Source organism: Caballeronia glathei (assembly GCF_000698595.1).
Taxonomy (GTDB): domain Bacteria; phylum Pseudomonadota; class Gammaproteobacteria; order Burkholderiales; family Burkholderiaceae; genus Caballeronia; species Caballeronia glathei.
The window spans coordinates 157,955-179,170 of the sequence record NZ_JFHC01000005.1; the positions used below are offsets into that span (position 1 = coordinate 157,955).

A 21,216-nucleotide genomic window follows, 5' to 3' on the forward strand; every position below is an offset into this window, starting at 1 on the left:
GGGATATGGGGTTCAGGCCGCTTCCGTGAGCGGCGCGTATTGCAGCGGCACCTGGGCGAGCTGCTGGAGTTCTTCGAACGAGAGACCGTCTACGATCTCGCGCACCACGAAACCCTCCGGCGTCACGTCGAACACCGCGAGGTCCGTGTACACGCGATTCACGCAGTTCACGCCCGTCACCGGATACGAGCACGCGTCGACGAGCTTGCTCTCGCCCTGCTTCGTGAGGAGCTCCATCATCACGTAGACCTGCTTCGCGCCGATCGCGAGGTCCATCGCGCCGCCGACAGCCGGAATCGCGTCGGGCGCGCCGGTGTGCCAGTTCGCGAGATCGCCGTTCGCCGACACCTGGAACGCGCCGAGCACGCAGAAATCGAGATGGCCGCCGCGCATCATCGCGAACGAATCGGCGTGGTGGAAATAGGCGCCGCCCGTGAGCAGCGTGACGTGCTGCTTGCCGGCGTTGATGAGTTCGTCGTCTTCCTCGCCGGGCGCTGGCGCCGGGCCCATGCCGAGCAGGCCGTTCTCGCTGTGCAGGAAGATTTCGCGGTCCGCCGCCAGATGGTTGGCGACGAGCGTCGGCACACCGATGCCGAGATTCACGTAGGCGCCTTCGGGAATGTCGCGGGCGACGCGTTTCGCCATTTCGTCGCGGGTCAGTTTTTTCATGGCTTGTCCTTTGCTCATGTTGCGAGTCACGCTGCGAGTTCGGCTTGATGGACGGCCTGCGGCACTTCCACCACGCGCTGCACGAAGATGCCCGGCGTGACGATGTTCTCGGGATCGAGTTCGCCCAGTTCGACGACCTTCGACACCTGCACGACCGCCGTCTTCGCCGCACTCGCCATGATCGGCCCGAAGTTGCGCGCCGTCTTGCGATACACCAGATTGCCCCAGCGGTCGCCCTTGAGCGCCTTGGTCAGCGCGAAATCGGCATGCAGCGGCGCTTCGAGCACGTAGTGCCTGCCGTCGATCAGACGCGTTTCCTTGCCCTCGGCAAGCTTGGTGCCATAGCCGGTCGGCGTGAAAAAGCCGCCGATGCCCGCGCCCGCCGCGCGGATGCGCTCGGCGAGGTTGCCCTGCGGCACGAGTTCGAGCTCGATCTCGCCCGCGCGGTAGAGCGCGTCGAAGACCTGCGAGTCGGCCTGGCGCGGAAACGAGCAGACGATCTTGCGCACGCGCTTCGCCTTGAGGAGCGCCGCGAGACCGGTCTCGCCGTTGCCCGCATTGTTGTTGATGATCGTGAGGTCGCGCGCGCCCTGCTCGATGAGCGCGTCGATCAGCTCCGACGGCATGCCTGCCGTGCCGAAACCGCCGATCATGATGGTCGCTCCGTCGTGCACGTCCTTCACCGCCGACGCGAGCGAATCGAAAATCTTGTTGATCATGCCGTTCTTCTCCTGCGAGCGCGCCGGCGGCGAGTGTGCATTCATGCGCCGGCCTGAAACTCGGGGTTGATTTGCCTAAACCGCTGCCAGATGAGTTGCCTGATGAGCTACGACTGAACTGCTTGCCTCAAAATGTTCGATATGCGAACATGGATTCGTTTAGCGAACAATTGGGATGTTATTCCTGTGTTCGTTGCCGTGTCAATGAAGTGCGGGTTTGTACCGACCTGCACGGCTTCGGCATCTTTCGCCCGCAAGGGCGGCTCATTCGCTCATTCGTGATCACATGACCCGTTCACCGACCGATCCGGCTCGCCCGACCTCCGGCGAAGCCGACGCCCCGGACACGCCGGACACGCCAACCCGGCCGGGCGATGCCTACGTCCAGTCCTTCGCGCGCGGGCTCGCGGTGATCCGCTCGTTCGACGCGAGCCGCCCGGCGCAGACGCTGACCGAAGTGGCCGCGGCGTCCGGCCTGACGCGCGCCGGCGCGCGGCGGATTCTGCTCACGCTGCAGGCACTCGGCTACGTCGAGGCCGACGGGCGCCTCTTCCAGCTTACGCCGAAGATCCTCGACCTGGGGTTCGCCTATCTCACGTCGATGCCGTTCTGGAATCTCGCCGAGCCGGTGATGGAGGAGCTCGTCGAACAGGTGCACGAGAGCTGTTCGGCCGCCGTGCTCAACGGCACCGACATCGTGTATGTGCTGCGCGTGCCGACACACAAGATCATCACGCAGAACCTGTCGATCGGAAGCCGGCTGCCCGCGTTCTGCACGTCGATGGGCCGCGTGCTGCTTTCCGCGCTCGACGAAGCCACGCTGGACACCGTGCTCGGCGCGAGCGAACTCGTCGCCCGCACGCCGCGCACGATCACCGACAAGGCCGCGCTGAAGGAAGCGATCGGCATCGTGCGCCGGCAGGGCTGGGCGATCGTCGACCAGGAGCTGGAGGAAGGACTGATCTCGATGTCCGCGCCGATCCGCGACCGGCAGGGACGCGTCATCGCGGCGCTCAACATCAGCGGGAACGCCCAGCGCAAGACCGCGAAGCAAATGGTGAAAGCGTTTCTCGAACCGCTGCAGGAAGCGGCGCAGCGCGTTTCGGAGATGGTTGCGCGGCGCGGCTGACGCTGGGCAAACCGCGCCGGGCGGATCGGCGAAGCCGCCTGTCGCCCGCGGACTAGGCAAAAGCGAGACTATTCGCGATCGCGGATATCGCGCTACCCTTTATCTCGCCTCCCGATAACGCCCGCCACATGAACGACCTCGACCTGAATCTCATCCCGTATCTCGTGGCCATCGAGGAGACGCGCAACGTGAGCCGCGCCGCCGAGCGGCTCGGCGTGAGCCAGCCGCGCGTGAGCACGGCGCTCGGGCGGCTGCGCGAGTACTTCAACGATCCGCTTTTCGTGCGCACCTCGCGCGGCATGGAGCCGACGCCGCGCGCGCTCGCGCTCGTGCCCTCGGCCCGCGACGCGTTGAGCCGTATCGAGCGCGGCCTGCTCGACACCCAGCATTTCGATCCGGCCACCACCGCCGACACCTTTTCGATCGCGCTCTCGGATGTCGGCGAAATCGTGTTCCTGCCGCGTCTCCTGCAGGCCTTCGCGATCGCGGCGCCGCGCGCGAATCTGCGCTCGGTGTCGCTGTCGCACAGCAATGTCGAACGCGGGCTCGAATCCGGCGACGTCGATCTCGCCGTCGGCTATTTCCCCGATCTGGGCGGCAACAACTTCTTTCAGCAGCGGCTCTTTTCGCACCGCTTCATCTGCCTGATGCGGCGCGATCACCCGTTTTCCCGCGCGCCGCTCACGCTCGATCAGTTCCTCGAGTGCGGTCACGCCGTCGTGCGCGCGGAGGGCCGCAGCCAGGAAATTCTCGAGAACTATCTCGACAAGCAGCGCATCCGCCGTCGCGCCGTGCTGGAAACGCCGCACTTCATGAGCCTGCCGTTCATCCTCTCGCGCACCGACCTCATCGCGACCGTCCCGCACGCAATCGGCTTCGCGTATGTCGCGGAGCACGCGTCGATCACCCTCGCCGAGCCGCCCCTGCCCCTGCCGCGCTTCGATCTGCGGCAGCACTGGCATCGCAAGTTTCACAACGATCCGCGTACCACGTGGCTGCGCGGCGTGGTCGCGTCGCTCTTCAACGACGCGCTCGACGAATGGCCGAAGTGAGCGTCGCCGTCGCCCGAGACAAAACAAATGGTGGATAAATCCGGCTAAGATTGACGTTTTATTTCCGCCCGGGAAACGATCGATGGACGCGCTGACGAGCTTGCGGGTGTTTCGGGAAGTCGTGGACGCGGGCAGCTTCGTGAAGGCCGCCGAACGGCTCGATATTTCGACGGCGATGACGAGCAAGCACGTCGCGAATCTCGAACGACAGCTGGGCGTGCGCCTGCTCAACCGGACGACGCGCCACCTGAGCCTCACCGAAGCCGGCAGCGTGTACTACGAGCAATGCAGTGAGGCGCTCGACATCCTGCAGGCGGCGGAGGCGGCGGTCGGCGCGCAGCGCGCGCGTCCGCAGGGCGTGCTGAAAGTGACCGCGCCCGGCTGGTTCGCGACACGCAAGTTCGCCGATATTCTCGTCGCGTACCGGGAGCGCTATCCGGAAGTGCTGATCGACCTGCGCCTGGAGAACCGCTTCGTCGATCTGGTCGAGGAAGGGTACGACATGGCATTGCGCGCGACGTCGGATCCGTCGCCGTCGCTGATCGTGCGGCCGTTGTGCAGGGTGCCGTTCGTGCTCGCGGCTTCCCCCGCGTATCTGCAGAAAAGCGGCGAGCCGCGCCATCCCGACGACCTCTCGCGGCACCGGATCGTGCTGCCGACTTACACCAATATCGAAACGGTCGACCTGACGGGCCCGGACGGAACGTTCACGGTGAAGAACCAGGCCGTGCTCAAGACCAACGACACGTCGATGTCGCTTCAGCTCGTGCGGGCCGGCCTCGGCCTCGCGTACTTCCCGCAATGGATCGTCGCGCCCGAGCTGGCCTCCGGCGGACTCGTGCGTGTGTTGCCCGCGTACGAGGCGTTCGCGCCATCGGTTTTCGCGGTGTACACGAGCCGCAAATACATGACGACGAAGGTCCGTACGTTCATCGATTTCCTGTCCGAATCGCTGGCCGAACCGGCCGGCTGATTTAGGAGAACTCGTATTCAAGCGCGCCCCTGGCACGTGTGATGATCGCGCCCGATTTCGCCCTCCTCGTCCTTCCGCCCGCGCGCCTTGCGCGCGCACCGAGGCTGGCAACCGGTGCCATCACCCCATTTATTGCGATCGGACGCGCGATGACTTTCCCATGGTTTCCGTTGTGCCTCAATTTTGTTCTGCTGGGCGTGGCGCTCTTTGTCTGCAAGACGATCAACGCGAGCCGCGGCGCGCCGGTCTGGAACGGCGCGCTGATCTTCGTCGGCTTCTGCCTGCTCGCCATCGTGGCCGACCTGCTGCTGACGCTGGTGTTCGCGTCCGCACCCGCCACCGACCGCATGCGTTACGTGAACCTGTCGTCGACATCCGCGTGGACCAAGCGAACGGTGGCGTATGCGATTCCGTGCGTTGTCGGCATCGTGCTCGCCGTGCGCTTTCGGCAGCGCAAGCGCGCTGCGCCGACTTCGTTGCGAATCAGCACCTCGGACTACACGCACTCGGAAATGTCGCTTTGAGCGATGAGCCGGCACAGGCGACGTCCGTACTCCAGCGGCCTTGCGAGTGAAATTGCAAAGCATCGTCGCTAAAGTGATTCGATGGGTTCTAAAAGCGGAAGCTCTCTGATATACTTTCGCTCTTTCGGGGCGTAGCGCAGCCTGGTAGCGTACCTGCATGGGGTGCAGGTGGTCGGAGGTTCAAATCCTCTCGCCCCGACCAAAAGAATCAAGGCCTTACGGACGCATGTCCGTAAGGCCTTTTCTTTACGCTGCGCTTCTTTACGTTTTTCGGCATCGAAAGCCGACGCACCCCGTCACCAGTCCGCACAAAGCAAAAAGCAAAAGCGCCGCGATGAAACCATCGCGACGCCTTTGATTCGGCTTATCCGCCGAGCAGTTCAATCACCTGCAGAATTTCCTTCCTCAACTGCTCGATATCCACTGCCGTTGTCTGCGCACCCGATTCGGCCTGCACTTCGGCTTCGTCATCGTCGTCGCCATTCACACGACCATGCGAATCGAGCCGGTTGCGCGCGCCATTAATCGTGAAACCCTGCTCGTAAAGCAACTCGCGAATACGTCGAATCAGCAAAACCTCATGATGCTGATAATACCGACGATTACCGCGCCGCTTTACCGGCCTCAACTGCGTGAACTCCTGTTCCCAATAACGCAGCACATGCGGCTTTACACCGCATAGCTCGCTGACTTCACCGATCGTGAAGTAGCGCTTGGCCGGGATCGGAGGCAGGACGACTTTTTCCATCGTCAATCAACCATCGTGTGAGTTCGCAGTGGCGCGGGGTAACGGTCGCGCTTTCCGTTCGTCAGCGACTGAAGTTCGTTTCAGCGCCGGTTTCGACCAGCGCCTTCAATTTCTGGCTCGCGTGAAACGTGACGACCCGGCGAGCGGCAATCGGAATCGCCTCGCCCGTTTTCGGATTGCGTCCCGGCCGCTGCGGCTTGTCGCGCAACTGGAAATTACCGAAACCGGACAATTTCACGCTGTCGCCGCTTTCGAGCGCGTCGCGAATGACCTCGAAGAAAGCTTCGACCATATCTTTTGCTTCGCGCTTATTGAGTCCGACATGGTCGAACAACATCTCGGCCAATTCGGCTTTCGTGAGCGTCGGCGTCTCGCTGGACGCCGCGCCATTCGAAGTCGGGATATCTCGGATCATGGCGCTACGTTGCGCCGAAAGAAGGGCTTCGAAATCACTCGAGTTCATTTGGTTCATATCGAAAAAATGGCGTGACGAAGAAGACGGAGGGGCCAACTTACGGCTACCCGCGCAACCGCGCGCCATGCACTCGAGCCAAGCGATCCACCAGCGTTTTGATGGCCGTTTCGACCGTTTCGTCCTGAAGCGTCCCGCCAGTATCTTGCAACGTTACACGGAAGGCAAGGCTTTTCTCGTGCGCTCCCAAACCACCGGAAGTGCTTGATTTTGGACGAAATTCATCGAACAACGCAACCCTCACGACGTGCCTGCAAACCGGCTCCGAACGGGCGTTTTCGAGCTCGTCGAGAAGCGCCTGAACCTCCACTTTCTGGTCCACCACGATCGCGATATCGCGCCGCACCGGCGGGAATTTCGAGACCTCGGAGGGCACCGGCAGCGAGCGCGCCATCAGCGCGTCGGCTTCGATCTCGAACACGATCGGCGCGAGCGGAAGATCGTATTTCTGCAGCCAGCGCGGATGAAGCTCGCCGATCCAGCCCACGTTGCGCCCATCGATTTCGATGCGCGCGCTGCGCCCCGGATGCAGCGCCGGATGTTCCGCCTTCGCGAAGCGCGGCGCAGCGGGCGCGAAAAGCGCTTCGATATCGCCCTTCACGTCGAAGAAATCGACAGTGCGCGACGGTGCGCCCCACTGCTCGTCGAGCGCCGGCCCGTAGGCCAGACCACCGATCATCTTCGGCTGCGCGAAGCCTTCGACCGCGAGTTCGCCCGCCTTGATTGCCGGGTCGTGCAGGAACACGCGACCCGCCTCGAACACGCGGATGCGGTCCGCGCGGCGGTTCAGGTTATAGCGCAGCACGCTGATCAGGCTGCCGATGAGCGTCGTGCGCATGACCGACAGCTGGCTCGCGATCGGGTTGATCAGCTTGACCGGATTGTCGTTGCCAGCGAAATCGCGTTCCCATTCGGCATCGACGAAACTGAAGTTCACCGTTTCCGCATAGTCGCGCGCCGCCACGGCGTGGCGAAGCACGTGAACCGAGCGCTTCGTCTCGTTGGTCGGGCGCATTTCGCTTGTCGCGACGGGCGGGCGCGCCGGAATCTTCTCGAAGCCGTAAATGCGCGCGACTTCCTCGATCAGGTCCTCTTCTATCTCGATGTCGAACCGGTACGGAGGCGGCGTCACGGAGAACGTGTCGCCGTCGCGCTCGAACGCGAGACCGAGCCGCGTGAAGATCTGCGCGATTTCCTCCGCGCCGATCTTCACGCCGATGATGCGGTGCGCCCGCGCGACGCGCATCTTCACCGGTTCGCGCTTCGGCAGGTTCAGGATCTGGTCGTCGACCGGGCCGGCCTGGCCGCCGCAGATGTCGAGAATCAGCTGCGAAATGCGCTCGATATGCTCGACAGTCGTCGAGTAATCAACGCCGCGCTCGAAGCGATGCGCCGCGTCGGTCGAGAAGTTGTACTTGCGAGCGCGGCCGCGGATCGCGTCGGGCCACCAGAACGCGGCTTCGAGATAGATGTTGGCCGTATCGAGCGACACGGCCGTGCTGTCGCCGCCCATGATGCCGGCGAGGCTTTCGACGTGCCGGTCGTCGGCGATCACGCCCACCGTTTCATCGAGTTCGACGGTGTTGCCATTCAGGAGCTTGAGCGATTCGCCCGCGCGGCCCCAGCGCACCTCGATGCCGCCGTGGATCTTGTCGAGATCGAACACGTGCGTGGGACGCCCGAGTTCGAGCATCACGTAATTCGAGATATCGACGAGCGCCGAAATGCTGCGCTGCCCCGAGCGCTCGAGGCGCTCGACCATCCATTGCGGCGTCTTCGCGCGCGCGTCGACGCCTCGAATCACGCGGCCGGAAAAGCGTCCGCACAGATCGGGCGCCAGCACCTTGACCGGCAGCTTCTCGTCGAGCGTGACGACGACCGGCGGCATGACGAGCGCCCTGAGCGGCGCGCCGGTGATGGCGGCGGTTTCACGCGCGACGCCGAACACCGACAGGCAATCCGCCTTGTTCGGCGTGAGCTTGATCTCGAAAACGGTGTCGTCGAGATTGAGCGTCTCGCGGATGTCCTGGCCGACAGGCGTGTCCGTGGGCAGTATCAGGAGGCCGCTGTGATCGTCCGACAGCTTCAGCTCGCGCGCCGAGCACAGCATGCCCTGGCTCTCGACGCCGCGCAGCTTCGACAGCTTGATCGCGAACGGCTCGCCACCCGCTTCCGCCGGCGGCAGCTCGGCGCCGACTAGCGCGACCGGCACCTTGATGCCCGGCGACACGTTCGGCGCGCCGCACACGATGTTGAGCGTCTCGCCGGTGCCGGCATCGACCTGACAGACGTTGAGCTTGTCGGCGTTCGGGTGCTTGGCGACTTCGAGCACCTGCCCGACGACGATCTTCGCGGTCGGCGGCGCAACGGGCTGCAAGCCTTCCACCTCGAGACCCGCCATCGTCAGCGCGTGCGACAGTTGGTCGGTGGTCAGTTGCGGATCGACGAAACTTCTAAGCCAGGATTCGGGGAATTGCATGTGTGTCTACGTTCGAAATGAGTGGTGTCTGCGCCCGGTTTCACTTGCGCCGGGCATCGTGGGCAACGAACGCCTTCAGGCGAATTGCCTCAGGAATCGCAGATCGTTTTCGAAGAAAAGCCGCAGGTCCTGCACGCCGTAACGCAGCATCGTCAGACGCTCAAGGCCGCTGCCGAACGCAAAGCCGATATAGCGCTCCGGGTCGAGCCCCATGTTGCGGATCACGGTCGGATGAACCTGGCCGGAACCCGAAATCTCAAGCCATTTGCCCGCGTTCTTGCCCTGCTCGAACATCATGTCGATTTCGGCCGACGGCTCAGTGAACGGGAAATAGGACGGACGGAAGCGCACGAGGATGTCGTCGCGCTCGAAGAATTTCTTGAGGAAGTCGGAGTAGACGCCCTTCAGGTCGGCAAAGCTGATGTTCTCGTCGATCCAAAGGCCTTCGACCTGATTGAACATCGGCGAATGCGTGGCGTCGCTGTCCACGCGATACGTGCGGCCCGGCACGATCACCTTGATCGGCGGCTTGTTCATGCGCGCGTAGCGCACCTGCATCGGGCTCGTGTGCGTGCGCAAGAGGAGCGGCCGGCCGTCGGCATCATTTCCGTCGACATAGAACGTATCCTGCATCGAACGCGCAGGGTGATTCTCCGGGCTGTTCAGCGCAGTGAAGTTGTACCAGTCGGTTTCGATTTCGGGGCCGTCGGCCACGTCGAAACCGATCGTGCTGAAAATCTGCTCGACGCGCTCCCAGGTGCGCATCACCGGATGCAGCGTGCCCGCGCCGATTCCGCGACCCGGCAGCGTCACGTCGATCGCTTCGGCGGCGAGCCGTTCATTCAGGAGCGCATCCGCGAGCGCCTGGCGGCGCGCATTGAGCGCCGTCTCGACCTGGGCCTTCACGACGTTGATGCGCGCGCCCTCGGTCTTGCGCGTGTCCGGATCGAGCTTGCCGAGGCCCTTCAGCAATTCGGTGAGCGCACCCGATTTGCCGAGAAAGCGGGCTTTCTCGTTCTCGAGCGTGGCGACATCCGAGGCGTTTTCAAAGGCGCTTTTCGCGTCGGCAACAATCTGGTCCAGGTCCATTGATCCCATCATTTCAACGTCGAAGTTCAACTGCTTGATTAAACCGGCTGGCTAACGTGCAAATCCGCTCTACCAACGAAAACGGGGCTCGGTGAGAGCCCCGTTTCTGCCTGAGCGCGACCCATGTTTCGGACAACGCTCAGGCGAACCACGCAGTACTAATTTCGCAATTAGGCTGCAACGGCGGCTTTCACCTGCTTGACGATCGCAGCAAAAGCAGCCTTGTCGAACACAGCCATGTCAGCCAGCACCTTGCGGTCGAGTTCGATCGACGCCTTCTTCAGGCCGTTGATGAACACGCTGTACGTCATGTCGTGCTGACGCACCGCCGCGTTGATACGCGTGATCCACAGTGCGCGGAACACACGCTTCTTGTTGCGGCGATCGCGATAGGCGTATTGCCCGGCGCGCATGACCGCCTGCTTGGCGATGCGATAGACGTTATTGCGACGGCCGCGGTAACCCTTGGCCAGCTTGATGACTTTCTTGTGACGGGCCCGTGCGGTAACCCCACGTTTTACTCGAGGCATGTTGCGCTCCTATGAGTGTCGGTTAAGGGTTAGGCGAACGGCAGCATTGCGCGCACGGAGTTCAGATCGGAATCGTGAACAGCCGTGGAGCCACGCAGATGGCGTTTGTTCTTGGTGGTTTTCTTGGTAAGAATGTGGCGCTTGAAGGCCTGACCGCGCTTGACGGTACCGCCCGGACGCACCACGAAGCGCTTTGCAGCACTCTTCTTGGTCTTCATCTTCGGCATGAAACTACTCCAGTTTATTAGATGGACATGGGTGTGCGGTCGATCCATCGATCCTCTTCCGCCCTTCGAAACCCACGTGCCACTTGTGTGCGAACGGTTGAAACCGCCGCATTTTCATGTGTGACGCCGGTTGCCCGGCATCACACTGAAACCTGCTTCGACGCCGCGCAAAACGCGCGATCCATCGATTACTTCTTCTTCTTCGGCGCCAGCACCATGATCATCTGGCGGCCTTCCATCTTCGGCATCTGCTCGACCTGACCGTATTCGTCGAGGTCCGTCCTCAGACGTTCGAGCATGCGCATGCCGATTTCCTGGTGAGCCATTTCGCGCCCACGGAAACGCAACGTGATTTTCGTCTTGTCGCCGTCTTCGAGAAAGCGCGTGAGGTTCCGCAGTTTCACGTTGTAATCACCGTCGTCGGTGCCCGGCCGGAATTTCACTTCCTTGACCTGAACGATCTTCTGCTTGAGTTTCGCCTCGTGCTGCTTCTTCGCTTCCGAATACTTGAACTTGCCATAATCCATCAAACGGCAGACAGGCGGGACCGCCTGCGGCGCAATTTCGACGAGATCCACGTCCTGCTGTTCCGACATGCGGAAAGCATCGGCGAGTTTCACGATTCCGAGTGGCTCGTTGTCCACCCCGACCAAACGCACCTCCGGTGCGGTAATTTCACCGTTGATGCGATGTGACGACTTATCAGTAGCGATGTTACGTTTCCTCTAAAGATTAAAAAAACAAGCCGCGCTGCGGGTGGGCTTACCTGAATGCCTGCACGTCCTGCTGCAGGCGATCGAGGAACGCGTCGACCGGCATTGAGCCCAGATCGACACCGCCACGAGCACGCACGGCTACGGTTTGCGCCTCACGCTCCTTGTCCCCGACAACCAGCAAATACGGAACCTTTTGCAGCGTGTGCTCGCGTATTTTATAGCTAATCTTCTCATTGCGCAAATCACTCTCAACTCTAAGCCCTTGTTTTTGCAACGATTGGGCCAGCATTCGAGCATAATCCGCCTGGCTTTCCGCGATATTCAGTACAACCGCCTGCACCGGAGCGAGCCAGGACGGCATTGCACCGCCGTGGTGCTCGATCAGAATGCCGAGAAACCGCTCCATCGAACCGACGATTGCGCGATGCAGCATCACCGGCCGCTTGCGGCTGTTGTCCTCCGACACGTATTCCGCGCCGAGGCGCTCGGGCAGCACCATGTCGAGCTGCAGCGTGCCGCATTGCCACGAACGGCCCAGCGCATCCTTGATGTGATATTCGACCTTCGGGCCGTAGAACGCGCCCTCGCCGGGCAGCTCTTCCCACTGCACGTCGCAGGCGGTCAGCGCGTCGCGCAGGCCCTGCTCGGCGCGATCCCAGATTTCGTCGGTACCGGCCCGCTGGTCGGGCCGCAGCGCCAGCTTGATGCCGATGCGTTCGAACCCGAAATCCTTGTAGACGCTCATCGCGAGCGTGTTGAAGGCGATCGATTCCGGGATGAACTGCTCTTCCGTGCAGAAAATATGAGCGTCGTCCTGCACGAAACCGCGCACGCGCATGAGCCCGTGCAGCGAACCGGACGGCTCGTTGCGGTGGCAGGACCCGAATTCGGCATAACGCAGCGGCAGGTCGCGGTACGAACGCAGACCATGGTTGAACACCTGCACGTGACCCGGACAGTTCATCGGCTTGATCGCGTAGTCGCGCTTTTCCGATTCGGTCGTGAACATGTTTTCACGATAGTTCTGCCAGTGCCCGGACGCTTCCCAGAGCGAGCGGTCCATGACCATCGGCGTCTTGATTTCAAGATAGCCCGCCCCGTTCACGCGGCGTCGCATGTATTGCTCGACCTGCTGCCACAGCGACCAGCCCTTCGGATGCCAGAACACCATGCCCGGCGCCTCGTCCTGCAGATGGAACAGGTCGAGCTGCTTGCCGAGCTTGCGGTGATCGCGCTTCTCGGCTTCTTCCAGCATGTGCAGATACGCTTCCTGATCTTCTTTCCTGGTCCAGGCGGTGCCGTAGATGCGCTGAAGCATCTCGTTCTTCGAGTCGCCGCGCCAGTACGCGCCCGCGACCTTCATCAGCTTGAACACCTTCAGTTTGCCAGTCGACGGCACGTGCGGTCCGCGGCACAGATCCGTGAAACCGCCGTGCGAGTAAAGCTTGATGTCGTCGCTCGCCGGGATCGACTCGATGATCTCGGCCTTGTACTTTTCGCCGATGCTCTTGAAATAGTCGACGGCTTCGTCGCGCGAAATGACGCGCCGCGACACCGGCTCGTCCTTCTTCGCGAGTTCCTGCATGCGCTTCTCGATCTTTTCGAGATCCTCGGGCGTGAAGGGACGGCTGTACGCGAAGTCGTAGTAGAAACCGTTGTCGATGACAGGGCCGATCGTGACCTGCGCTTCCGGATACAGGTCCTTCACCGCGTAGGCAAGCAGGTGCGCCGTGGAGTGGCGGACGATGTCGAGGCCTTCGGGGTCCTTGTCCGTGACGATCGCAAGCGACGCATCGTGATCGATCAGCGCCGACGTATCCACGAGCTCGCCGTCGAGCTTGCCGCCGAGCGCAGCCTTGGCAAGGCCCGCTCCGATGGAGGCAGCGACTTCGGCGACCGTCACCGGGTGGTCGTACTGGCGGACGGACCCGTCGGGCAAACGTATCGAAACCATTTCGTTCTCCAAGACGCCGATTCGCGGCGACCAAGTTCAAATCAGGCTTGCCTGCGCCATCGCACCGCACGACTCGACAGCGAAGCAGGCAGGCAAAACGACAGGCAAAAAAAATGCGGCCCCACGATCGAGGGGCCGCATTCACTTTTCACACAAACCGCAAGGGCGAAAGAGGTCCTCGACTAGCGTCGCTCCGAAGTTGTTTCGGTCAACGTTCGCGGTGCCATCTTCTTGTTCGCCTTTTGCGCCAGGGCGCTTGTTGCGGATTTGAAACCCCGGCGAACCGGGGTTTCGGTTTCGTTGGTAGGCTCGATTGGACTCGAACCAACGACCCCCACCATGTCAAGGTGGTGCTCTAACCAGCTGAGCTACGAGCCTGAAGAAACGAAATTATATGGACCGTTTTCAATCCTGGCAAGTGTTTTTATGCAGCAGCCTCAAAAAACTTCGTCGATACGTTTAAGTTCCAGCCGATTACGCTTCAAATTCAATATGTTAGGCGTGCTCGAAATGATCCGTCAGGCACGGCGCGAAGCACGAATCACACCTTGCACCTCGCCGAGCAGCGCGCACGCGCGCTGGATCTGCGCGGCATTCGACACCTCGACGGTGAACTGCATGTACGCGATATTGCGCCGGCTCTGGCTCTTCACCCCGATCACGTTGATCTTTTCGCGCGCGAACACTTCGGAGATGTCGCGCAGCAGTCCCTGCCGGTCCGACGACTCCACGGCGAGGTCCACCGGATACACCGACGATCCGCGCCCGCTCATCACATCGGCAGACCATGTGGTCTGCAGAACGCGCTCGGGCGAGCGCTCGGCCATGCGCTTGAACGTCGCGCAGTCGCTGCGGTGAATCGACATGCCCTTGCCGCGCGTCACGAAACCCGCGATCGGATCGGGCGGCGCCGGCCGGCAGCAGCGCGCGAGCTGTGTGAGGAGCGCGTCGACGCCGACCACCAGCACGCCCGCCGACGCCCCCTGAGCCACGCTCTGCCCGCTGCTTCTCTTCTCGAATTGCGCGGGCGCCTCGGGCGCGGGCTCGGGCGGCGGCGTGTCGTTTAACGCCTGCTCGATGTTGCGCAGGCTGAATTCTTCCTTCGCGACGAGCGCGTACAGCTCCTCGGGCGTCTTGAAGCCGAGCTTGGCCGCGAGCTGGTCGAGATTCACCGACGTCCGGCCTTCCCGCTGCAAGGTCTTTTCGACGATCGCGCGGCCCGCCGTGATGTTTTCCTCAGCCTCGACCGCGTTGAACCACGCGCGCACCTTCTGCCGCGCCCGTGGACTGTGCAGGTAGCCGAGCTGCGGATTGAGCCAGTCGCGCGAGGGCCCGCCCTCCTTCACCGCGACGATCTCCACCGTCTGGCCGTTTTGCAGCGACGTGTTGAGCGGCACCATCGCGCCGTCGACGCGCGCGCCGCGGCAACGATGGCCAAGCTCGCTGTGCAGGTGATAGGCGAAATCGACGGCTGTCGCGCCCTGCGGCAGCGCGATCACGCGCGCCTGCGGCGTGAGCACGTAGATATGGTCGTCGTCGAGCGTGGCGTCGCGCAATTGCTGCCAGCCGGGCCGCTCGGCGTCCGAGACGTCGTCCTTCCAGGCGAGCAGTTGCCGCAGCCACGCGATCTTCTCGTCGTATTTTTCGCTCGCCGTCACCTGGCCGGCGTAGCCGCGCGTGCCCGCCTCCTTGTAGCGCCAATGGGCGGCCACGCCGTATTCGGCGAACTGATGCATCTCGTGCGTGCGGATCTGCACTTCGAACGCGCGGCCGTCGTCGCCGATCACGACCGTATGCAGCGACTTGTAGCCGTTCGGCTTCGGCCGCGAGATGTAGTCGTCGAATTCCCTCGGCACCGGCTGCCACAGGTTGTGGACGATGCCGAGCACGGTGTAGCAATCCTTGATGTCATCGACGATCACGCGAAACGCGCGCACGTCGTTCAGCTCGGCGAAGTCGAGCTCCTTGCCGCGCATCTTGCGCCAGATGCTGTAGATATGCTTCGGGCGCCCGCTCACCTCGGCCTTGATGTGCGCAGTGGCAAGTTCGGTCTGAAGCCGCGCGATGGCCTGCGTCACGTACGATTCGCGCTCGACCCGCCGCTCGTCGAGCAGCTTGGCGATGCGCTTGTAGGTGACGGGGTCCTCGAAGCGAAACGCGAGATCCTCGAGTTCCCACTTCAGCTGCCAGATGCCGAGACGGTTGGCGAGCGGCGCGTAGATCTCGAGCGTCTCGCGGGGCACGTCGGGCGACGGCTCGAGCTTTTGCGCCGCGTAGTAGCGCAGCGACTGCACGCGCGACGCGAGCCGGATCAGCACGACCCGGATGTCCTGCGCGAACGCGAGCAGCATCTTTCTCAGCGCCTCGACCTGCGCGCGCCTCGCCGCCTGCGCGTCGCGCCCGCTTTCGGGGAGCGCCGTCTGCGTCGCGCGCGAGCTGACCGAGCCGAGCCGCAGCAGCTTGCGCACATCGCAGACGAGGCGCTGCACTTCCGGGCCGAAACGCTCGCCGATCGTGCGCTCGGGTTCGTCGAGGTGCGGCGTGAGCGCGAAGAGCCCCGCCGCCGCGATCGCGTGCGGATCGACGTTGAGCGTCTGCATGATCCGCGCCGTGCCCGTCGCGTGGTCCGCGAGCAACTCGCCGCTCGCGAGCCGCGCGTCGCCCGCGTGCTCGCGCACGAAGGCAAGCGCCTCGTCGAGCGACGGCTCGGGCAGCAGTTCGGGAGAGACGGTGGTATCGGTCATGCGTGCAACGTCATGGCAAAACGCTTCAGCTGCGTTGGGCGGCCACCACCACGACTTCGACGAGGCATGCCGGATTCGCGAGCTTGGCTTCCACGGTGGCGCGCGGCGGGGTGTTGCCGGCTGCGACCCAGCCGTCCCACACGGCGTTCATGCCGGCGAAATGTTCCATCCCGGAGATATAGATCTGCACCGACAGCAGCTGCGATTTGTCGCTGTTCGCCTCTTCCAGCAGACGGTCGATGTGGCCGAGCACTTCGCGCGTCTGGCCGGTGATGTCCTGGTTCGTGTCTTCGGCGATCTGACCGGCGAGATAGACCGTGCCGTTGTGAATCGCGATTTCCGAAAGACGCGCGCCGACGTGGTGACGAGTAATTGCCATGGGTATCCTTGATGGTCGATTTTTCAACCGCCCGCCCGGAAAGAGCGCGGCGCTGAACCGAATATTATGCCCCGCCGACGTCGTTTTCGAGAAAGAACCGGCGGGCAATCGCGATCTGGTCGGGGGAGAGGAATGCCGGCGCGTGACCCACGCCCGCGATCTCGCAACTCCTCACCGACTGGCCGCGCGCGACCATTTGCTCGACGGTTTCGCGCGACAGCAGATCCGACGTTTCGCCGCGCACGACGAGCACGGGCGTCTTTATCGAGACAAGCGAATGCCACAGGAACACTTCGCCGGCGGCGTTCGTTTCGTCGGTCGCGGCGGCGAACGGCAATGCGATGCCCGGGTCGTAGCGGAAATGCCAGCGGCCTTCGCGCTCGCGGAAGAGCGGCGTGTTGATCGCGGCCCATTCCCCGTCCGACAGGGGCCCGAACGACGCGGCGAGCGCGGCCGCATGCCCGATGCCCTCTTCGAGCGTCGCGAAACTCACCGGCTTGCCGAGGTAGTCGCCGATGCGCTCGAGTGACGCGGGTTCGATATGAGGCCCGACGTCGTTCAGCAGCAGCTTGCGGATCGGCGAATTCGGCAGGCCACCGAGCGCCATGCCGATCAGGCCTCCCATCGACGTGCCGAACCCGTCGACGGTTTCCACGTTCAGCCGCGCGATCAGCGTCACCATGTCCGCGACATACTGCGCGATGCCGTAGTACCTGGGGTCGGCGAGCCAGTCCGACAAGCCGCGCCCGACGACATCCGGGCACACCACGCGATACTCCCCGCAGACCGCGCGCGCAAGCTGGTCGAAATCCCGGCCCGAGCGCGTGAGCCCGTGCACGCAGAGCAGCACGCGCGGGTTGGCCGGGTCGCCCCACTCGGTATAGGCGAGGCGATGCAGCCCCGCGGGACTCGCGCACTGCACGTAGCGCTGGCGCGGTTCGAACGTTTCGGACGTTGCGGCTCCGACGATTGGCGTGGACATTGGCGTTCCTCGATAGGGGTCGAATCGATTGTAAACACTTTGCCCGCTCGGTTTTGCACCCTTCGGGGGCATTGGCCGACCGGCCGATGGCCGGTCTCGTCAGCCGCCCCGCACCACGCAAGAATCACGCAAGAATCCGGCCCGGAAACAAAAACGGGCGAAGCCTTTCGCTTCGCCCGTTCATGCCGGCAAGACCGCGCGATTACCGTGTGATCACCGCACGGTTACTTTACGCTGCTCACGTCGAGCGGAGCGCCCGTCTTCTGCTGGATTTCCTCGACCGTCACGCCCTTTGCCAGTTCGACGAGCTTCAGGCCCTTCTCCGTGACATCGATCACGCCCAGATCGGTGATGATCCGGTTCACCACGCCCACGCCCGTGAGCGGCAGCGTGCATGCTTCGAGAATCTTGTGCTGGTCGCCCTTCGCGACGTGCTCCATCAGCACGACCACGCGCTTCACGCCGGCGACGAGGTCCATCGCGCCCCCCATGCCCTTGATCATCTTGCCCGGGATCATCCAGTTCGCGAGATCGCCCGTCTTGCTGATCTGCATCGCGCCGAGGATGGCGAGGTTGATGTGGCCGCCGCGGATCATCGCGAACGAATCCGCCGACGAAAAGATCGACGAGCCCGGCAGCGTCGTGACCGTCTGCTTGCCGGCGTTGATGAGATCGGCGTCGACTTCCTCTTCCGTCGGCGACGGTCCGATGCCGAGCAACCCGTTCTCCGACTGCAGCCATACTTCCATGCCCGCCGGCACGTGGTTCGCGACCAGCGTCGGCAGGCCGATGCCGAGGTTCACGTAAAAGCCGTCCTTCAGTTCCTGCGCCGCGCGCGCGGCCATTTCGTCACGATTCCATGCCATGGTCATTCTCCTTTCGCGCGGACGATGCGTTGTTCGATACGTTTTTCGGGATGCGCGTTCAGCACGAGGCGCTGAACGAAGATGCCCGGCGTATGGATCGCGTCCGGATCGAGTTCGCCTGTTTCGACGATCTCTTCGACTTCCGCCACCGTGATCTTGCCGGCCATCGCGCACATCGGGTTGAAGTTGCGCGCCGTGCGGCGGTAGATCAGGTTGCCCGACTTGTCGGCCTTCCAGGCCTTGACGAGCGCGACGTCCGCGGTGAGCGACGGCTCCAGCACGTAGTGGTTGTCGCCGAACTGGCGCGTTTCCTTGCCTTCCGCGATGATCGTGCCGAAGCCCGTGTTCGTGAAGAATGCCGGAATGCCGGAACCGCCCGCGCGCAGCTTTTCGGCGAGCGTGCCCTGCGGCGTGAATTCCAGCTCGAGTTCGCCGGCGAGGTATTGCCGCTCGAACTCCTTGTTCTCGCCCACGTATGACGAGATCATTTTCTTGATCTGGCGCGTCTCCAGAAGCAGGCCCAGGCCGAAGCCATCCACGCCCGCGTTGTTGCTGATGCACGTGATGTCCTTCACGCCCGTGTCGCGCAACGCCGCGATCAGCGCTTCCGGAATGCCGCACAGTCCGAAGCCGCCGACGGCAAATGTCTGACCGTCCTTGACGATGCCATCGAGCGCCTCTTTCGCGCCGGGATAGACCTTGTTCATCTGTTTGTCCCTTCCATGTGTGTAACCAACTGAAAATCGGCCGTTTGTGGCCGCCGCGCGCCCTCTGCGCGGCGTTTCGGCGTCGCAAAAGAGTACGACGCCATGTCGTTGCGGCACAATACGCAAAAATACATAAGTACTTGCCGCCGTGCATGCGCCGCGCCGTGTCGCGGTGGCGTTGCGGGGCGGCCCATCACACTCGTCATGCGTGCACTGGATTATCAAACCGCCTTTCATCTTGCGCCCGTTGGCCTCGTTCTGTCCCGCGAGCGGATCATCGAGGACTGCAACGAGCAGCTTTGCGCGATCTTCGGCTTCGAGCGCCACGCACTCATCGGACAGTCGTTTGAGGTTTTATATCCGTCGCTCGACGAATTCGAGCGCATCGGCGAGCGGATCGCCGCGCTGATGACGAGCCAGGGCAGCTACGGCGACGACCGCATCATGAAGCGCGCGGACGGCGAGCTGTTCTGGTGCCACGTGACCGGCCGCTCCCTCGATCTCGCCGCGCCCCATGCGGCGGGCGTCTGGACGTTCGAGGACCTGAGTTCGACGCGGCGCGTCGCGATCGAACTCACGCCGCGCGAGCGGGAAATCGCCGCGCAGCTCGTGACCGGGAAAACCAGCAAGCAGATCGGCCGCGCGCTGGATATCAGCCCGCGCACCGTCGACATCTATCGGGCGCGGCTCATGAGGAAATACGACACCTGCAACGCCACGGAACTGCTGCAGCGCCTGCTGGGCACGTAGGGCGCTTCAGGGCGCCGCGACGGGCGCGACGGGCGCGGCCGTCTCGATGGTCTGGCGCAGGAGGTCGGGAATGGGCACGGACTTGCCCGCCGCGTAGTCGATCCAGACGCATTTCGCGCCGCCCTTCGCGTAGAGCGTGGCGGGATCGTCGGCGCGATAAAGCTCGAAGCGCGTGTCGAAACTGCTGCGGCCCGGCTTGCCGACCGACATCCTGCCAATCACGTCGCCGGGATAGTGAAGCTGCTTCAGGAACTCCATCGACGCATTGACGATCACCGGCCCCTGCCCCTCGCCGTTGCCGCCCGCGATGCCGAGCTGCTCGAACCAGGAAATCCGCACCTGTTCCATATAGCGGAAATAGACGGTGTTATTGACATGCCCGAAGGCGTCCATGTCGCCCCAGCGGATCGGCATCGACATGTCGAATACGGTGTGAAACTCGCTTTCGGTACTCATTTGCTGCTTCCGGAATCAGAAAAATCAGAGATTGAAGCCGTCGTCGGCGGAAATGACCGAGCCGTTGATGAACTGCGATTCGTCGGCGGCGAGCAGCAGCAGCAGGCCGTCCAGGTCTTCCGGCTTGCCCACGCGGCGGCGCGGCAGGATCGACATCAGCTTCTGACCCTGCTCGGTCTTCCAGTGATGGTGGTTGATCTCGGTGTCGATGTAGCCCGGGCAGATCGCGTTCACGTTGATGCCGTGGCGGCCCCATTCGAGCGCCATCGCCTTCGTCATCTGCACGACCGCCGCCTTGCTCATCGCGTAGAGGCCGATCTGCGGAAACACGCGCAGTCCCGCCACCGACGCCACGTTGATGATCCGGTATGCCGGATTCGACGCGCCGTTGCCGCGCATGATCATGCGCTTCGCCACTTCCTGTGCGACGAAAAACGCGCCGCGCGTGTTGGTGTTGAAGACGAAATCGAAATCGGCGGGCGTGACGTCGGTCAGCTTCTGGGTGGTCGACACGCCCGAATTGTTCACGAGAATGTCGATTGTGCCCGCTTCCGTCTCGGCGTGCGCAACGGCGGACTTCACGCTCTGGTAGTCGGTGACGTCGAGGGCGACGACATGCGCCGCCCCGCCCGACGCCTCGATCTCCGCGCGCAATTCCTTCAGACGCTCGGTGCGCCGGCTCGCGAGCACGACTTTCGCGCCCGCCTGCGACAGCACCTGCGCGAAGCGCTTGCCGAGTCCGCTGGAGGCGCCCGTGATCAGCGCGACCTTGCCTTCCAGGTTGATCGAACGGCCCATTGTGGTTCCTTGTTGTGCGGTTGATCTGCCGCGCCGGCGCATCGGCCCGAGGCGTGGCGGATTGGACAGCGTTCATACGCCATCATGTAAATAGTACGTTCGTGCTATTCTAAGGAGCGTCGGTTGCACCATGCCAGACCTTCGCTGACAATACGCGATCCCCGAAAAAAGCATTCTAACGGTACAGAGGAGCATTGATGACCCCGGCGAGTCTCATCGAGCAGTTCGGTCCCCGCGAGTCGATGGAATACGA

At 63.1% G+C, this 21,216-nt stretch carries 22 protein-coding genes and 2 tRNA genes; 6 read left to right on the forward strand and 18 right to left on the reverse strand.

Features of this window, described 5'->3' with window-relative positions; translation table 11 throughout:
- Positions 1–12: 12 nt before the first annotated feature.
- Positions 13–669 carry a 3-oxoacid CoA-transferase subunit B gene (locus BG61_RS06055; RefSeq protein ID WP_035934049.1) on the reverse strand — a complete coding sequence of 219 codons (657 nt, stop codon included), beginning with the start codon at positions 667–669 and terminating at the stop codon, positions 13–15.
- 26 nt (positions 670–695) lie between these two features.
- Complete coding sequence (locus BG61_RS06060; RefSeq protein WP_035934047.1) at positions 696–1,388, reverse strand: 3-oxoacid CoA-transferase subunit A; 693 nt, start codon at positions 1,386–1,388, stop codon at positions 696–698.
- A 286-nt stretch (positions 1,389–1,674) separates the two neighbouring features.
- Between BG61_RS06060 and BG61_RS06065 the strand changes: the two genes are divergently transcribed.
- The 5 genes from BG61_RS06065 (at position 1,675) to BG61_RS06085 (ending at position 5,268) form a co-directional block, all read left to right on the forward strand.
- Positions 1,675–2,517 (forward strand): IclR family transcriptional regulator, encoded by an 843-nt coding sequence (locus tag BG61_RS06065; RefSeq protein WP_035933971.1) that lies wholly within the window; start codon positions 1,675–1,677, stop codon positions 2,515–2,517.
- Between the two features lie 128 nt (positions 2,518–2,645).
- Positions 2,646–3,569, forward strand: a complete 924-nt coding sequence (locus tag BG61_RS06070; RefSeq protein ID WP_035933967.1) for a LysR family transcriptional regulator — start codon at positions 2,646–2,648, stop codon at positions 3,567–3,569.
- Positions 3,570–3,651: 82 nt separating this feature from the next.
- Positions 3,652–4,542 carry a LysR family transcriptional regulator gene (locus BG61_RS06075; RefSeq protein WP_035933965.1) on the forward strand — a complete coding sequence of 297 codons (891 nt, stop codon included), beginning with the start codon at positions 3,652–3,654 and terminating at the stop codon, positions 4,540–4,542.
- A 149-nt stretch (positions 4,543–4,691) separates the two neighbouring features.
- Positions 4,692–5,066 carry a hypothetical protein gene (locus BG61_RS06080; RefSeq protein ID WP_035934043.1) on the forward strand — a complete coding sequence of 125 codons (375 nt, stop codon included), beginning with the start codon at positions 4,692–4,694 and terminating at the stop codon, positions 5,064–5,066.
- A gap of 125 nt (positions 5,067–5,191) precedes the next feature.
- Positions 5,192–5,268, forward strand: a tRNA-Pro gene (locus BG61_RS06085).
- Between the two features lie 162 nt (positions 5,269–5,430).
- On the opposite strand, the gene BG61_RS06090 is transcribed toward BG61_RS06085, so the two are convergent.
- The 14 genes from BG61_RS06090 to BG61_RS06155 form a co-directional block, all read right to left on the reverse strand.
- The gene (locus BG61_RS06090; RefSeq protein WP_035933963.1) at positions 5,431–5,814 is read right to left on the reverse strand and encodes a MerR family transcriptional regulator; all 384 of its coding nucleotides are present in this window, start codon (positions 5,812–5,814) and stop codon (positions 5,431–5,433) included.
- Positions 5,815–5,875: 61 nt separating this feature from the next.
- Positions 5,876–6,286 carry an integration host factor subunit alpha gene (locus BG61_RS06095; protein ID WP_035933961.1) on the reverse strand — a complete coding sequence of 137 codons (411 nt, stop codon included), beginning with the start codon at positions 6,284–6,286 and terminating at the stop codon, positions 5,876–5,878.
- Positions 6,287–6,332: 46 nt separating this feature from the next.
- Positions 6,333–8,765, reverse strand: coding sequence for a phenylalanine--tRNA ligase subunit beta (gene pheT / locus BG61_RS06100; RefSeq protein ID WP_035933959.1), 2,433 nt, complete (start codon positions 8,763–8,765; stop codon positions 6,333–6,335).
- Positions 8,766–8,840: 75 nt separating this feature from the next.
- The gene (gene pheS, locus BG61_RS06105) at positions 8,841–9,854 is read right to left on the reverse strand and encodes a phenylalanine--tRNA ligase subunit alpha (RefSeq protein ID WP_035933957.1); all 1,014 of its coding nucleotides are present in this window, start codon (positions 9,852–9,854) and stop codon (positions 8,841–8,843) included.
- Between the two features lie 170 nt (positions 9,855–10,024).
- A complete protein-coding gene (gene rplT, locus BG61_RS06110; protein WP_035933956.1) occupies positions 10,025–10,384 on the reverse strand; it encodes a 50S ribosomal protein L20 in 360 nt (119 codons plus the stop codon).
- 29 nt (positions 10,385–10,413) lie between these two features.
- Positions 10,414–10,611, reverse strand: a complete 198-nt coding sequence (rpmI, locus tag BG61_RS06115; protein ID WP_006052501.1) for a 50S ribosomal protein L35 — start codon at positions 10,609–10,611, stop codon at positions 10,414–10,416.
- 188 nt (positions 10,612–10,799) lie between these two features.
- The gene (gene infC, locus BG61_RS06120; protein WP_075584120.1) at positions 10,800–11,324 is read right to left on the reverse strand and encodes a translation initiation factor IF-3; all 525 of its coding nucleotides are present in this window, start codon (positions 11,322–11,324) and stop codon (positions 10,800–10,802) included.
- Positions 11,325–11,373: 49 nt separating this feature from the next.
- A complete protein-coding gene (thrS, locus tag BG61_RS06125) occupies positions 11,374–13,281 on the reverse strand; it encodes a threonine--tRNA ligase (RefSeq protein WP_035933949.1) in 1,908 nt (635 codons plus the stop codon).
- Between the two features lie 301 nt (positions 13,282–13,582).
- Positions 13,583–13,659 (reverse strand) — tRNA-Val (locus tag BG61_RS06130).
- Positions 13,660–13,799: 140 nt separating this feature from the next.
- Positions 13,800–16,025 (reverse strand): RelA/SpoT family protein, encoded by a 2,226-nt coding sequence (locus tag BG61_RS06135; protein WP_035933948.1) that lies wholly within the window; start codon positions 16,023–16,025, stop codon positions 13,800–13,802.
- A gap of 25 nt (positions 16,026–16,050) precedes the next feature.
- On the reverse strand, positions 16,051–16,404 hold the full coding sequence (locus BG61_RS06140; RefSeq protein ID WP_035933945.1) for a RidA family protein: 354 nt from the start codon (positions 16,402–16,404) through the stop codon (positions 16,051–16,053).
- A gap of 64 nt (positions 16,405–16,468) precedes the next feature.
- Positions 16,469–17,386: an alpha/beta fold hydrolase gene (locus tag BG61_RS06145; RefSeq protein WP_035933944.1), complete on the reverse strand. Its 918-nt coding sequence runs from the start codon at positions 17,384–17,386 to the stop codon at positions 16,469–16,471.
- Positions 17,387–17,610: 224 nt separating this feature from the next.
- Positions 17,611–18,252, reverse strand: coding sequence for a CoA transferase subunit B (locus BG61_RS06150; protein ID WP_035933943.1), 642 nt, complete (start codon positions 18,250–18,252; stop codon positions 17,611–17,613).
- 2 nt (positions 18,253–18,254) lie between these two features.
- Positions 18,255–18,959: a CoA transferase subunit A gene (locus BG61_RS06155; protein ID WP_035933941.1), complete on the reverse strand. Its 705-nt coding sequence runs from the start codon at positions 18,957–18,959 to the stop codon at positions 18,255–18,257.
- A 204-nt stretch (positions 18,960–19,163) separates the two neighbouring features.
- Between BG61_RS06155 and BG61_RS06160 the strand changes: the two genes are divergently transcribed.
- Positions 19,164–19,709 (forward strand): LuxR C-terminal-related transcriptional regulator, encoded by a 546-nt coding sequence (locus BG61_RS06160; RefSeq protein WP_035933940.1) that lies wholly within the window; start codon positions 19,164–19,166, stop codon positions 19,707–19,709.
- A gap of 6 nt (positions 19,710–19,715) precedes the next feature.
- On the opposite strand, the gene BG61_RS06165 is transcribed toward BG61_RS06160, so the two are convergent.
- Positions 19,716–20,165: an acyl-CoA thioesterase gene (locus tag BG61_RS06165; RefSeq protein WP_035933938.1), complete on the reverse strand. Its 450-nt coding sequence runs from the start codon at positions 20,163–20,165 to the stop codon at positions 19,716–19,718.
- Positions 20,166–20,189: 24 nt separating this feature from the next.
- Positions 20,190–20,963, reverse strand: a complete 774-nt coding sequence (locus tag BG61_RS06170; RefSeq protein ID WP_035933936.1) for an SDR family oxidoreductase — start codon at positions 20,961–20,963, stop codon at positions 20,190–20,192.
- Positions 20,964–21,216 lie beyond the last annotated feature (253 nt).